This window comes from Nitrospirillum iridis, assembly GCF_014205765.1.
GTDB classification, from domain to species: domain Bacteria; phylum Pseudomonadota; class Alphaproteobacteria; order Azospirillales; family Azospirillaceae; genus Nitrospirillum; species Nitrospirillum iridis.
In genome coordinates, this window is record NZ_JACIIZ010000016.1 from 99026 (window position 1) to 112030 (window position 13005).

Below are 13005 nucleotides of genomic sequence, written 5' to 3' on the forward strand. Positions count from 1 at the left end.
CGTTCCCAAGGCCGCCGCCCCGATACCTCCGGGGGGCCGGACGCAACGCCCGGCGCCGACCGGCGCGCGCGCGGTGACCGCCAAAGCCGGGCGTGGCGCCAAGAAGGAGGAGGGGCCCAAGCCGCGCCGCCTGCGCGTGCGCCTGCTGCCCGCCACCATATTCGCCGCCGTGCTGTTGCTGGGGGCCCGGGTCACCGACGTGTGGTGGACATTGACCGTGGGGGCGGCCCCGCCCGAGGTGCCGGCGGCGAAGGCTCAAGCCCCGGCCCAGGCGGCGCCCGCTTCCGGGGCCAAACCGGCGGACACCCCGGCACCCAAGCCGGCGGAGGGGGCCAAGGCGCCGGCGGGTGAGGCCAAGGGCAAGGCCGCCGAAGTCGAGGGCGGCAAGCCCGAACCCTCGGGCAGCCCGACGGACGGCCAGAGCTTCACCCCCAAGGACGTGGAGCTGCTGCAACGCCTGGCGGAGCGGCGCGAGGCCCTGGATTCGCGGGAGCGCGACCTGGACCAGCGCGAGGCCCTGTTGCAAGTGGCGACCCAGCGGCTGGACCAGAAGCTGACGGAGATGCAGGCACTGAGGAAGCAGCTGGATGGCCTGGTCAACCAGGTGAACGCCGACCAGGCGCAGCAGCTGGACAGTCTGGTCAAGATTTACGAGACGATGAAGCCGCCCGAGGCCGCCCGCATTTTCGAGGCCATGGACGACAAGGTGCTGTTGAACGTCATCAGCCGCATGAAGGAAGCCAAGGCGGCGCCCGTGCTGGCCGCCATGACGCCCAAGCGGGCGGAGCAGGTGACCACCATGCTGGCCGACCGCAAGAAATTGCCCAGCGTACCGCAATGATTTGAGCCGTGCGGGCCTCGCCCGCGATGAACCCTGTCCAGCCCCGCCCCCCGGGACCTTTTCCCGGGATCTTTTGACGAGATGAGAGCCGCCATGATCCGCCACGCCGCAGACCCGATCCTTCAGGACCGGCTGGATGCCGCCCGCTCCCAAGCCCGCCAGCCGCTGTCGCGGGAGGAGGTCGCCCAGATCGTCTCCACCGTCGTCGCCTCCATGGGCGGCGACGTCACCCATCACGACATCAAGCTGTATGGCGAGCTGGAGGGCCTGGCCCGCTTCATCCACAACGCCAAGCGGGAAATCGCGGCGCTGCAGCCCAGCGACATCCATGCCGAGCATATTCCCCGCGCGACGGATGAACTGGACGCCGTGGTGGGCGCCACGGAGGACGCCACCAACCGCATCATGGACGCCTGCGACCAGCTGATGGGCATGGCCGGCGACGTCACGCCCGAGGTCTCGTCCAAGATGATGGACATCACCACCGGCATTTATGAGGCCTGCAACTTCCAGGACATCACCGGCCAGCGCATCAGCAAGGTGGTGAAGGCGCTGAAGCACATCGAGGCCAAGGTGGAGGCCATGCTGGTCGCCTTCGGCGAGGACGTGCAGCGCCGCCACCCCGACGGCCCGCCGGCCGCCGACGGCCCCGCCAGCGCCGATGACGACTTCCTGCTGCACGGGCCCCAGCTGCCCGGCCGGGCCATCGACCAGGATGAGATCGACCGCCTGCTGGCGAGCTTCGACTAACGTCTTCAAGGCGACGGGCATGAGCACGGGGGCGTCCAGAAACCGGTCCATGGCGGGGCTGGTGTGGGGGGGCAAGGGGATCGTTCAGGAAGAGGGCGGGGTTTTCGTCCTCTATCTGTCGGTTTTCTTTCTGCTGCTGGCGTTCTTCATCCTGCTGACCTCGCTTTCCACCTTCGAGAACCGCAAGTTCGACGCCGTGCTGCAAGGTGTGCAGGACGCGTTCGGCGTCACCCTGACCGAGGGGCCGGCGACGCAGGCCGCCCTGGCCCGCGCGGATGAGCGTCTGGGGGCCGTGGGCCGCCGCCTGGTGGCGGTGATGCCGGATGCCGTGATCGATAAAGGCGGCAAGGGCGGCACGCTGGCCGTTACCATGCCGGTCGCCAGCCTCTTCGCCGTGGCCACGGCCGATGGGGGCGGCACGGTCGTCACCGTCCTGCCGGGCCGGGAAGGGGTATGGCACCAGATGGCGGATGCCGTGCGCCCCGATGAGGAGCTTGGCCTGGAGATCGAGCTGGAGTTCCTGGTGGGCGATGGCGGCAATCCCGGCGCCAGCCTGCCGGTGTTCGAGGCGGGCGCCATGGCGCGTACCCTGGCCGCCGCCGGTGTGGTCCCCCGCGCCATGACCGTGGGGGTGGAGAAAGGGACGGCGGACACGGCGCGTTTCCTGTTCCGCGCCCGGCTGCCGCACCCGGCGCCGTTGGCCCCCCGAGGCGAGGAGCCCCCCCGGCGATGACCGCGCCCTCCGATATCGACCTTCTGCCGCCTCCCGTTCCGGGCCTGTTGCCCTCCCTGGCGCCCAAGGCGGCCGCGCCCAAGCGCATCTGGCTGATTTCCTTCACGGACTTCGTCTGTCTGATGCTGTCCTTCTTTGTCATGCTGTATGGCATGACGGCGCCGGATGCCCGGCGCGACCGGGTATTGCAGGCGCTCTTCGGCGGGTCGCCCACCGAGCAGCGTGGCAACGGCAATTTGGATCGCACCAAGGCCACGGACCTGGGCTATCTCGGCCGGGTGATGGAAAGCCAGCTGTCCAGCGACCCGGCCCTGGCGGCCATCCGCGTCACCTTGTCGGGCGACCGGCTGGTGGCCGCCCTGCCGGAGGAGATGCTGTTCGCCCCCGGCTCCATCACCCTGTCGTCGGCCGGGTCGGCCGTCCTGTTCGCGTTGGGTGGGGTGGTCAGCAACGTGGCCAACGCGGTGGAGGTGGTGGGCCATACCGACCCCAGCCCCATCGCCAACGCCGCCTATCCCTCCAATTGGGAGCTGTCGCTGGCGCGCGGCCGCACCATCGCCCTGGCCCTGACCCGGGCCGGCTATGCCGAGCCCATCACCGTGCGCGGCCAGGCCGTGCCCGACGGGCGGGCGGCGCCGACGCCGGACGTGGTTTCCGGCGGGGATGAGGCGCGTTTCCAGCGCCGTGTCGACATCGTCATTCGCGATTACGCCGCCCGGGACGGCAAGGCCCCCTCATGACCGCTTTCGTCCCGACTCCGCGTACCGTCGCCTTGGCCCTGTCGCTGGCCATGCCCCTGCTGCTGGTCACGCCTGGGTTCGCCGCCCAGGAGAAGGAGGCGCCGGCGGCGGCCGCGCAACCGGCCGCTTCCGTCCCCGTTCCCACCGTCGCCGTGCGCGCGGGCGAACATCCCGGGCGCAGCCGCCTGGTGTTCGATTGGACCGGCCCGGTCAAGGCGACGCTGGACCGTGACGGCGGCCGGCTGCTGATCCATTTCGACCGGCCGGCCAAGGCCGACCTGACCGGCGCCCGCAAGGCCGGCTCGCCCCGAGTTTCCGGTCTGGCGGAGGTGGCGGGCGGTCCTGGGCTGACCGTGGCCCTGACCATCCCCGCCACCGCGGTGGTGGAACAGTCCCGCGCCGGCGACAAGGTCGTCATCGATGTGGGCGATGGCAAGCCCGGCGCCCCGGTGGCGGCGTCCAGCGCCGCGTCCGCCCCCCCACCGGCGGCGGTGGAAAAGGGCGCGCCGGCCGCTCCCGCCAAGGCGCCCCCGGCCGCATCAGTGGCCAATGGCGCCCCGTCGTCCGTGCCGTCACCAGCGCCGGGGGATCCCCGCGCGGCCAAGGAAGGCCAGCCGCTGTACCTGATCCAGCAACAGCCGGCCCCCAAGGCAACTGCGCTTGCCCCGACCCCGGCCACAACCCAGACGGCGAAGGCGCCGGAGCCGGCGAAGCTGCCCGAAGCCAAGGTCCCCGAGACCAAGCCCCCCGAGACCAAGACTGCGGAAGGCAAGACCGCCGAGGCCAGGTCCGCCCATGGTTCGCCCGCTGCCGCCGCCCGGCCGCCTTCGGCCACGGCGGCGGCTGAAGCACACACCGCTCCCGAGGCGGGGGGCGCGGACAATGCCCCGCCCCCGGCGGCGCCCAGCCTGCTGTTCGATCCGGGGCAGCCGGCGGCGGTGGCGGTGTACGCCCGGGCCGGCTGGCTGTACGTGCTGTTCGACCGAGCGGTGCCGGCCACCACCGCGCCCAGCGCCCCCGCCAACCAGCCGGCCGTCCTGGGCGAGGTGGAGCCGGTGGCCTTTCCGGGCGGCGGTGGCTTCCGCCTGCCGGCGCCGACGGTGCTGGAGCCCCGGGTGAGCAGCGAAGGGGCGACGGGCTATCGCATCACCTTCGAGCATGCGGGGGATCAGGCCAGCGCCGCGCCCGCCACGCCTGCCGATGGCAAGCCGGCGGAAGGGAAGGCGGGCGAGGGCAAGCCCGCCGAGGGCGCCCATGGCGCGCCGGCCCCGAAGGCTCCCGCCCAAAGCGCGCCGCCGCGGGAGGTCCAGGTGGTGACCGATCCCGATTTCGCCCTGGGCCCCCGCCTGGTGGTGAGGACGCCGAAGCCGGTGAAGGTCTTCACCTTCACCGATCCGGTGGTGGGCGACACGCTGAAGGTCATTCCCATGAGCCCGGCGGCGCAGCTGACGCCGGCGCCGCTCCGCTACGCCGAGGCGCAGTTCCTGCCCACGGCGCAGGGTGTCGTCATCCGGCCCATTGATGAACGCCTGCTGGTGCAGCCGGCGAAGGAGGGGGCGGAACTGACCGTGCCGGGGGGCCTGCGCCTCTCACCCGCCTCCGACGTGGCCGTGGTCACCCCGCCCACGCTGGAGGCGGAGCCGGATCGCTTCTTCGATTTCCAGCGTTGGGCCAAGGTCGACCCCAACGGCTTCATTGCCGGGCGCGAGCGCTTGATGAACGAGGTCATCAAGGCGCCGGCCGATGACCGCCCCAAGCTGCGGCTGGACGTGGCGCGGTTCTACGCCGGCAATGGCTTCGGGCAGGAGGCGCTGGGCCTGTTGGAGATGGCGCGCAAGGACCAGCCGGACCTGGAAAAGCGGGCGGAGTTCGCCGCCGTGCGCGGCACCGCCCGCATCCTGACGGGTGACGCCAAGGGGGGCCTGGACGACCTGTCGGCGCCCGCCTTGCAGGGGGAGCCCGATGTGGCGCTGTGGCGCGCCTACGCCGCCCACACCACCGGCGATGATGACACCGCCTATCGCCTGTTCCAGAGCCGCAAGGAACTGCTGCGGACATATCCGGAGCCGTTCAACACCCGGTTCGGCCTGGCGGCGGCGGAGGCCGCCCTGTCCAAGGGTGACGTGGAGACGGCCACCGGCATCCTGGACCGCCTGGTGAAGCGCGGCGCCACCAAGGGCCCGGCCGAGACCGCCGTCAACTACCTGCGGGGCGAGGCGGCACGCCTGGCGGGCGAGCATGACAAGGCCATCGAGGCCTACCGCGCGGCGACGGAGGGGACGGACCGTTTCTATCGCACCAAGGCGCGCATGGCCCTGGTGGATGAGGAACTGGCCGCCGACAAGCTGACGCCGGCCAAGGCGGCGGAGCAGATGGAGAAGATGCGCTTCGCCTGGACGGGCGACGATCTGGAATTGCACATCCTGCGCAAACTGGCCGACCTGCACATCAAGGCGGGCAACTTCCCGCAGGCTTTCGACACCATGAAGCGGGCGATCACGCTGTTCCCCAACAGTCCCGAGGCGCCCCAGATCACCAAACAGATGACGGACACCTTCACTGGCCTGTTCGTGCGCAACGGCGCCGACAAGATGCCGCCCTTGGAGGCCCTGTCGCTGTATGAGCAGTACAAGGAACTGACGCCGCCGGGCCCGGATGGCGACACCGTCATCCGCGTGCTGGCGGAACGGCTGGTGGACGTGGACCTGCTGGACCGGGCGGCGGAACTGCTGGACCGCCAGGTGCAGTATCGCCTGCAAGGGGAACAGAAGGCCCAGGTCGGCACGCGCGAGGCCGCCATCCGCCTGCTGAACAACCAGCCGGACAAGGCCTTGACCGCCCTGGACCAGTCCGAGGTGGCCGGCATGCCCGACGCCATGGCGGCGGAACGGCGCCTGCTGCGCGCCCGGGCGCTGTCGCGCACCGGCAAGGGGCCGGAGGCGGTGGCCTTGCTGCAGCCGGACAAGTCGCGCCCCGCCAACCTGATGCGCATCGACATCGCCTGGCATGCCAAGCAATGGCCGCTGGCGGCCCAGGCGCTGGCCGACGTCATCGGCCCGCCACCGGCGGCGGGCCAGCCCATCGACCCCACCGTTTCACGCCTGGTGGTGAACCGGGCGGTGGCCCTGTCGCTGGCCCAGGACCTGACCGGCCTGCAGAAATTGCGCGCCGATTTCGGCCCCACGATGGAAAAGGGGCCGGACGCCAACATGTTCCAGGTGATGACCCGCCCCACCGAGGCCAACGGCCTGCTGGACGCCGCGACCATCCAGGCGCAGGTCAAGGAGATCGACCTGTTCAAGAGCTTCCTGGACAGCTATCGCACCCGGCAGACCCAGGGTGCGGCCGTGCCCGACGAGGTGCCGGCGGCGGGGGCGGCGGCCCCCGGCGGGGAAGGGGCGCCGAGCGTGTCCAGCGCGCCCGCCGCCCCGCCGGCCCCGGCCACCGGCCAGCGATGAGCGCTGCTCGGCGGCTTATTGGCCCGGCGGCTTACTGGCAGGCGAGCCCGGCCGCCATCTGGCCGTCCGGCGACAGCGTGACGGTGCAGGAGGACAGGGTGGCCGGCAGCTTGGTCGCGACGATGAGGGCGGTGGCGTCGTAGGCGCAGGCCATCCACAGGTTCTGGGCCTGCGCCGGGGTGAACTTCCAGGTCAGCGCCGTCTTGGACTGCGCGGCTGGCGGCAGGGGCGGCTGGGCGCTGGGCTCGCCGTTCCAGAACAGGATGGCGACCAGGGGCAGGGGGATGGCGGTGCCGTCCGCCGCCTTGGGCGGGTTCCCTTCCTGATAGGCCTTGAACCCGGATGGCAGGTCCTGGACGGTCTGGGTGACCGGCAGGGCCTTGGGGCACTGCGGGCCACCCTCGGCGGCCACCGCCTGGGCGGCGATGGTCTGGCTGGCGATGAGGGCAAGCAGGCTGCTGAACAGGACGGCTTTCATGGGCTTCACGGGGCTGGTTCCTCATTCGGGGTCTGGGGGCCGTGCGTTTATACGGGTGCAGCCAGGAAAACTAGGTGGGCGGCGCCGGCCGCCCAGCGGCGAAAGTCTGCCTAGGGCCCGAAACTTTTCACCAGGCTGCCGACGATCAGGTACCAGCCGTCCACCAGCACGAAGAAGATGATCTTGAATGGCAGGGAGATCATGGCCGGGGGCAGCATCATCATGCCCATGGACTGCAGCACCGACGACACCACCATGTCGATGACCAGGAAGGGCACGAACACCAGGAAGCCGATCTCGAACGCGCGCTTGAGTTCGGAGATCATGAAGGCGGGAATGACCACCTGGATGGGCAGGTCCTTGGCCGTGGTGACCTTATCGATCTTGGCGATGTCGGTGAACAGCTGAAGGTCGCGTTCCCGCGTGTGCTTCAGCATGAAGTCGTGGAACGGCACCACGGCGGCCTTCAGGCCCGTCAGCTCATCCACCTGTTCGTCGATCATGGGCTTTATCCCGGCGTCGTAGGAGGCCTGGAAGGTGGGGGCCATGATGAAGAAGGTGAGGAACAGGGCCAGGCTCAGCATCACCTGGTTGGGCGGCACCTGCTGCGTGCCCATGGCGGAGCGCAGGAAACCCAGGACGATGATGATGCGCACGAAGCACGTCATCATCACCAGGATGCTGGGCGCCACCGACAGCACGGTGATCATCACCACCAGCTGGATGATGCGGTTGGTCGAGCTGCCCCCCTGGGAGCCCAAATCCAGGTTGAGGCTCTGCGCGTGGGCGCCGCCGACCAGCAGCGAGGCGGCGACCGTCAGCAGGATGGCCAGCAGGGGCACCCCCCAGCGCAACAGGCGCGATCGGGCAAGGTGTTGGCCGGAAAGGCGTTGGGTGGCGGCGGTCATGGCGTCGGGCATCATGGGTCCTGCCCGGGGGCGGTTGCCGGCGGGGCGGCGGTTTCCTGGAGGATGGCGTCGAAAGCGCGCCGCGGGGCATGGGGCGGGCCAAGGGGAGGGCCAGGGCGCGTGATGGGGCCTTCCAGGTGCAGATCCTGGGTGCCGCCCAGCAGCAGCAGATGTTCCACCCCATCGCGCCGGATAAGCACCAGCCGGCGGCGCGGGTCCAGGGCCATGGCCTCCACCACGCCCAGGCGGCGGTCGGCGCGGCCGGGCAGGCGCAGCAGCGCGCCACCGCCGAAGCGGCGGACCAGCCAGCCGGCCACCAGGATGAACCCGATGACCAGCCCCAGCATGAGGGCGGCGTATACGTAATAGGCGGCGGAGGTGACCATGGCTCAGCCGATTTCCGGATCTTCGGCCCGGCGATAGGCGGCGGCGGCCCGGCCGACGGTGGCCTTGCCCTGCGTCAGTTCGTTGGCCTTCTTCACCGCCGTCTCCAGCCGCTCCAGCGCCGCCAGCACCGTCTCCAGCCGGGGCAGGAAGAGTCGCGCCTCGGGTGGGGGTAAGTGGACAACTGCATTGCATAATGCAGTGGCTTCATCCTCCAGTCCGGCAAAATCCACCGTGTCGCCGGCGGTCACCAGGTCGGCGGTGCGGTTGAGGATGGCCAGCAGGCCGTCCATGGCCTCGGCCAAGGCTTCCGCGGCGGGGGAGAGGGGGGGCGTGGTCATCGCAGGGACGGTGTTCCGGGGCCTGGCCCCGCCGGGGGGGCGGGGGCCGGGGCATAGGGGTTGGGGGGCGGGACGGGCCCCGGGGCGGCGGCGCCCAGCGGCACGCCGCTGCTGAGCTGGCCGTTGGCACGGTAAACGTGGGCCAGGATTTCCGCCACCGCGGCCAGCGCCTCGACGGGGATTTCGCTGTCGATATCGATGACCGACAGGATTTCCGCCAGGTCCGCGTCCTGCCGCACCTTGACGCCATGGGCGAAGGCCAGTTCCAGGATCTGCTCGGCCACGGCGCCCTGGCCGGTGGCGACGATGCGGGGCAACCCTTCGGCCATGTGCTGCAAGGCCACGGCCACCTGGCGGCGGGGCTTGTCGCTGTCGTCCGTGGGGGCCAAGGGCGGGGGCATCCTCGAAGGTCGATTGAAATCAGGTGTCCGGTGACCCATCTGAGGGCCATCGGCGTCCCGGCAGGGTATCCATGCAGGGGTGGGGCCAGGGTATCGCTGTCCGTTCCCAGACGCAAATGGCCAGCGACCGTTGGAAAATGCGGCGAAACCGGGGGCCGGTACGTCAGCGCCGGCGCCGGGCGCGGTGGCCGCCATGCGGACGCTGGCAAAAAATGCTGGAATCCCATTCGGTTTAGAGCGATTCTCCAAGCGATGGCTTGCAGATTGCATATGACCTAAACCATAGGTGGCCGATCTGTGGCGATTGAGTGCCTGGTTTTCTTTTGGGGGCCCCTTGTATCCCCTCTTCCGGGGTAGGCGAGCGCGATCATGGACCTGAACAGGCTGGGTATCTTCAAGCTGATGTCGGACAAGATGGCCTGGGACAACCAGCGCCAGGAGGTCCTGGCGCAGAACGTCTCCAATTCCGACACGCCTAACTACCAGGCCCAGGATCTGGTGCCCTTCGATTTCAAGACGCAGTTGCGCGCGGCCGGCCATCTGGACCTGGTGTCGACCGATCCGGCCCACCTGTCGGCCAGCAGCACCGGCCAGGGCGGCTTCCGCTCGGCCAAGGACCGCACGGCCTATGAGACCTCGCCCACCGGCAACGGTGTCGTGCTTGAGGACCAGATGACCAAGATTGGCCAGAACGCCATCGACTTCCAGGCGCTGACCAACCTTTACCGCAAGCAGATCGGCATGCTGAAGATGGCGCTGGGCAAGGGGTCCAGTTGACAAGGGGGCTATTGGACACGCCCTGATTTGCTTAACGTCTTTTTGATGGTTCGCGTGGTATCTGGATCACCACGGTTGGTTGGGCGAGGGTCGCTATGGATTTGATGAATGCCCTGAATTTGTCCACCGCCGGCATGAAGGCGCAGGGCACCCGCCTGCGCGTCATCGCCGAGAACCTGGCCAATACCGACAGCACGGCCGCCATGCCCGGTGACCTGCCTTACCGGCGCAAGGTGGTGCTGTTCGCCAACACGCTGAACAAGGCCCTGGGCATCGACACCGTCAACGTCAAGAAGGTCGATGTCGACCGCAGCGATTTCCAGCGCAAGTTCGATCCCGGCCACCCCAGCGCCGACACCGAGGGCTATGTGCTGATGCCCAACGTCAACGGCCTGGTGGAATCGATGGACATGCGCGAGGCGCAGCGGTCCTACGAGGCCAATCTGGGCGTCATCGACGCCACCCGCACCATGCTGACCAAGACCATCGACCTGCTGCGCAACTGATCGGCGCCCAGGCTTACCGGAGTTAGAGCAAGAAGATGGCCATTCCCATTCCCAGCGCGGTCGCCGCCTACGCCAACGCCGCCCGCCAGGGCTCCGGCCCCGGCATGGCGGCGCCGACCAGCGGCCCCAGCTTCGGCGAGTTGATGAAGCAGGCGGCGGTGGACGCCATCGACACCATGCACCAGGGCGAGCGGATGACGGCCGCCGGGGTGGTGGGCAAGGCCGACCTGACCGACGTGGTCAACGCCGTCAGCAACGCCGAAGTCACCCTGCAGGCGGTGACCGCCGTGCGTGACAAGGTGATCAGCGCGTATCAGGAAATCATGCGCATGCCGATGTGACGCCGCTGGCGGGCATTTCCCGCCGTCGCGGGGGCGGGTGTTCGCCGGGAAAGCTTCTGGCGTTGGATGATGTTTCTGGGGCAAGCTTGCCCCCTCGGGGCGAGGGCGCCCCTTTTCCGTTTATGGGGCCCGCCACCGGGCCCGATGGGTCGTCTCCGCGATGAACGAGCAGGAAATCATCGAGATCGTGCGTCAGTCGCTGCTGACGGTCATCATCGTCAGCGGCCCCATCATGGCGGTGTCCATGGTGGTGGGGCTGGCCATCTCGCTGTTCCAGGCGCTGACGCAGATCCAGGAGCAAACCCTGACCTTTGTGCCCAAGATCATCGCCATGTTCGTGGCGCTGGTGTTTTTCGCCCCCTTCATGCTGCATCACATGGTCACCTTCACCGAGAGCGTCATGGACAAGATCGTCGGGGTCGGAACGGGCGCCGAGTGATGTTGCAGACCGTCCTCGTCAGCCAGTTCTACACCTATCTGCTGGTGTTCGTGCGGCTGGGGGCGGCCTTCCTGATCATGCCCACGGTGGGGGAGACCTTCGTCTCCTCCCGCATCCGCCTGCTGTTCGGCCTGATCGTCGCCGTGGCCGTGACCCCGGCCGTCGGGGCGACGCTGCCGCCGGAGCCGGCGCAGCCCGCCGACCTGGCCGTGCTGATCATCGGCGAGGTGCTGATCGGCCTGTTCATCGGCACCATCGCCCGCACGCTGATGGGTGCCCTGGAAACGGCGGGCAGCCTGATCGCCAACCAGGTGGGCCTCGCCTCCGCCCAGGCCTTCAACCCGGCCATGTCGCAGCAGACGACGGTGGTGAATTCCATCCTGGGCATCCTGGGCATCCTGTTGCTGTTCGCCACCGACATGCACCACATGCTGATCCTGGCCGCCGTGCGCAGCTATGGCCTGTTTCCGCCCGGCGGGGCCATCCCGCTGGGCGACTTCACCGAGCACCTGACCCGGATATTCTCGGAAAGCTTTTCCATCGGGCTGCAGATGTCGGCGCCCTTCGTCGTCATCGGCCTGCTGTTCTTCCTGGGCATGGGCCTGGTGGCGCGCCTGGTGCCGTCGCTTCAGATCTTCTTCCTGACCCAGCCGTTGCAGATCGCCCTGGGCCTGCTGTTGCTGGGCAGCAGCCTGTCGGGCCTCATGATTTATTGGCTGCGCGCTTTCCAGGGGCAGATGATGCCCTTCCTGTCGTCATGATGACCGGGGGGGACGGGCATGTCTGAAGACCAGGATCCGGATTCCAAAACGGAAGAGCCGACAGGCAAACGGCTGTCCGAGGCCCGGGGCAAGGGCAACATCCCCAAATCGCAGGAGGTGCCGCACCTGTTCATGGTGGGGGCGATCCTGGTGCTGGTGGTGGCGGTGCTGCCCTGGACCTTCGGGCGCATCCACGCCGTGCTGATCCCCTTCATCGAACGGCCGGAAACCATGCCGGTCGACCGCGGCGGCCTGGGGCATCTGCTGACCACCTTGCTGACCGAGGTGGCGGTGGCGATGTCGGTGCCCTTCGCCCTGCTGATGCTGGCGGCTTTCCTTGCCTCCGTCCTGCAGGTCGGCTTCGTCTTCAGCGCCGAGCGGGTGTTCAGCTTCGACCTCAACCGCTTCAACATCGTCACCAACCTGCTGAACAAGTTCAAGGTCAGCAACCTGATCGAGTTCGCCAAGTCCGTCGCCAAGCTGGTGGTGGTCTCCGCCATCGTGCTGCCCGGCCTGATCCCGCTGGGTCACGCCGTGGAGCATTTCATCGGCATGCCGCTGATGGGCCTGGTGTATGAAACCAAAAGCCAGGCGGTGGGCCTGATCTTCCGCGTCATCGTCGCGCTGGGCCTGCTGGCCGGCGCCGACTGGTGGTACCAGCGTTGGAAGTTCATGCGCGACATGCGTATGACCAAACAGGAAGTGAAGGACGAGCACAAGCAGAGCGAAGGCGATCCCCTGATCAAGGGCAAGATCCGCGCGCTGCGCATGCAGCGCGCCCGTGGCCGCATGATGGAGAACGTGCCCAAGGCCGACGTGGTGGTGACCAACCCCACGCACTACGCCATCGCCCTGAAATACGACCCCCTGTCCATGACGGCGCCCATGGTGGTGGCCAAGGGGGTGGATTTCATCGCCGCCCGCATCCGCGAACTGGCGGAGGAGCACGGCATCCCCCTGGTGCCCAATCCGCCCCTGGCCCGCGCGCTCTATGCCAGTGCCGAGGTGGACGAGGAAATCCCGGCCGACCATTACAAGGCCGTGGCACAGGTCATTTCCTATGTCTTCAAGTTGAAGAAGAAAACATTCCCTAAGCGCTGAGATGTAAGCGGGCGCACCCGCCCCCGTTTTGTTTCCCCCTTGCCAT

The 13005-nt window shown here is 68.7% G+C and carries 16 protein-coding genes; 11 read left to right on the forward strand and 5 right to left on the reverse strand.

The features are described from left to right. Positions 1-73: 73 nt before the first annotated feature. The 5 genes from FHS74_RS31205 to FHS74_RS24135 all read left to right on the forward strand — a co-directional run bounded on the left by FHS74_RS31205 (position 74) and on the right by FHS74_RS24135 (position 6522). Positions 74-841 (forward strand): magnesium transporter MgtE N-terminal domain-containing protein, encoded by a 768-nt coding sequence (locus FHS74_RS31205; protein ID WP_184806473.1) that lies wholly within the window; start codon positions 74-76, stop codon positions 839-841. Positions 842-934: 93 nt separating this feature from the next. Next, the gene (locus FHS74_RS24120) at positions 935-1591 is read left to right on the forward strand and encodes a protein phosphatase CheZ (RefSeq protein WP_184806475.1); all 657 of its coding nucleotides are present in this window, start codon (positions 935-937) and stop codon (positions 1589-1591) included. A 19-nt stretch (positions 1592-1610) separates the two neighbouring features. Next, positions 1611-2324 carry a flagellar motor protein MotB gene (locus tag FHS74_RS24125; protein WP_184806477.1) on the forward strand — a complete coding sequence of 238 codons (714 nt, stop codon included), beginning with the start codon at positions 1611-1613 and terminating at the stop codon, positions 2322-2324. Next, on the forward strand, positions 2321-3064 hold the full coding sequence (locus FHS74_RS24130; protein WP_184806479.1) for an OmpA/MotB family protein: 744 nt from the start codon (positions 2321-2323) through the stop codon (positions 3062-3064). The genes FHS74_RS24125 and FHS74_RS24130 overlap by 4 nt, the downstream gene beginning before the upstream one ends. Next, on the forward strand, positions 3061-6522 hold the full coding sequence (locus tag FHS74_RS24135; protein WP_184806481.1) for a hypothetical protein: 3462 nt from the start codon (positions 3061-3063) through the stop codon (positions 6520-6522). Before FHS74_RS24130 ends, FHS74_RS24135 begins: the two co-directional genes overlap by 4 nt. A 31-nt stretch (positions 6523-6553) precedes the next feature. On the opposite strand, the gene FHS74_RS24140 is transcribed toward FHS74_RS24135, so the two are convergent. The 5 genes from FHS74_RS24140 to FHS74_RS24160 form a co-directional block, all read right to left on the reverse strand. Further along, the gene (locus FHS74_RS24140; protein ID WP_343067027.1) at positions 6554-7000 is read right to left on the reverse strand and encodes an STY0301 family protein; all 447 of its coding nucleotides are present in this window, start codon (positions 6998-7000) and stop codon (positions 6554-6556) included. Between the two features lie 110 nt (positions 7001-7110). Then, a complete protein-coding gene (gene fliP / locus FHS74_RS24145) occupies positions 7111-7908 on the reverse strand; it encodes a flagellar type III secretion system pore protein FliP (protein WP_246463332.1) in 798 nt (265 codons plus the stop codon). 11 nt (positions 7909-7919) lie between these two features. Further along, complete coding sequence (locus tag FHS74_RS24150) at positions 7920-8294, reverse strand: FliO/MopB family protein (protein ID WP_246463333.1); 375 nt, start codon at positions 8292-8294, stop codon at positions 7920-7922. Positions 8295-8297: 3 nt separating this feature from the next. Further along, the gene (locus FHS74_RS24155) at positions 8298-8633 is read right to left on the reverse strand and encodes a hypothetical protein (RefSeq protein WP_184806485.1); all 336 of its coding nucleotides are present in this window, start codon (positions 8631-8633) and stop codon (positions 8298-8300) included. Beyond that, positions 8630-9022: an EscU/YscU/HrcU family type III secretion system export apparatus switch protein gene (locus FHS74_RS24160; protein ID WP_343067024.1), complete on the reverse strand. Its 393-nt coding sequence runs from the start codon at positions 9020-9022 to the stop codon at positions 8630-8632. Before FHS74_RS24160 ends, FHS74_RS24155 begins: the two co-directional genes overlap by 4 nt. 381 nt (positions 9023-9403) lie before the next feature. Here FHS74_RS24160 and flgB point away from each other — a divergent pair, with 381 nt between their 5' ends. The 6 genes from flgB (at position 9404) to flhB (ending at position 12959) form a co-directional block, all read left to right on the forward strand. Further along, the gene (gene flgB, locus FHS74_RS24165; protein ID WP_184806487.1) at positions 9404-9811 is read left to right on the forward strand and encodes a flagellar basal body rod protein FlgB; all 408 of its coding nucleotides are present in this window, start codon (positions 9404-9406) and stop codon (positions 9809-9811) included. Between the two features lie 95 nt (positions 9812-9906). Next, positions 9907-10317, forward strand: a complete 411-nt coding sequence (flgC, locus tag FHS74_RS24170) for a flagellar basal body rod protein FlgC (protein WP_184806489.1) — start codon at positions 9907-9909, stop codon at positions 10315-10317. 35 nt (positions 10318-10352) lie between these two features. Beyond that, positions 10353-10658 (forward strand): flagellar hook-basal body complex protein FliE, encoded by a 306-nt coding sequence (gene fliE / locus FHS74_RS24175; protein ID WP_184806491.1) that lies wholly within the window; start codon positions 10353-10355, stop codon positions 10656-10658. 160 nt (positions 10659-10818) lie between these two features. Next, positions 10819-11097 (forward strand): flagellar biosynthesis protein FliQ, encoded by a 279-nt coding sequence (gene fliQ / locus FHS74_RS24180; protein WP_184806493.1) that lies wholly within the window; start codon positions 10819-10821, stop codon positions 11095-11097. Continuing rightward, the gene (fliR, locus tag FHS74_RS24185; RefSeq protein ID WP_184806495.1) at positions 11097-11858 is read left to right on the forward strand and encodes a flagellar biosynthetic protein FliR; all 762 of its coding nucleotides are present in this window, start codon (positions 11097-11099) and stop codon (positions 11856-11858) included. Before fliQ ends, fliR begins: the two co-directional genes overlap by 1 nt. Before the next feature lie 18 nt (positions 11859-11876). Then, positions 11877-12959, forward strand: a complete 1083-nt coding sequence (gene flhB / locus FHS74_RS24190) for a flagellar biosynthesis protein FlhB (protein ID WP_184806497.1) — start codon at positions 11877-11879, stop codon at positions 12957-12959. Positions 12960-13005: the final 46 nt, after the last annotated feature.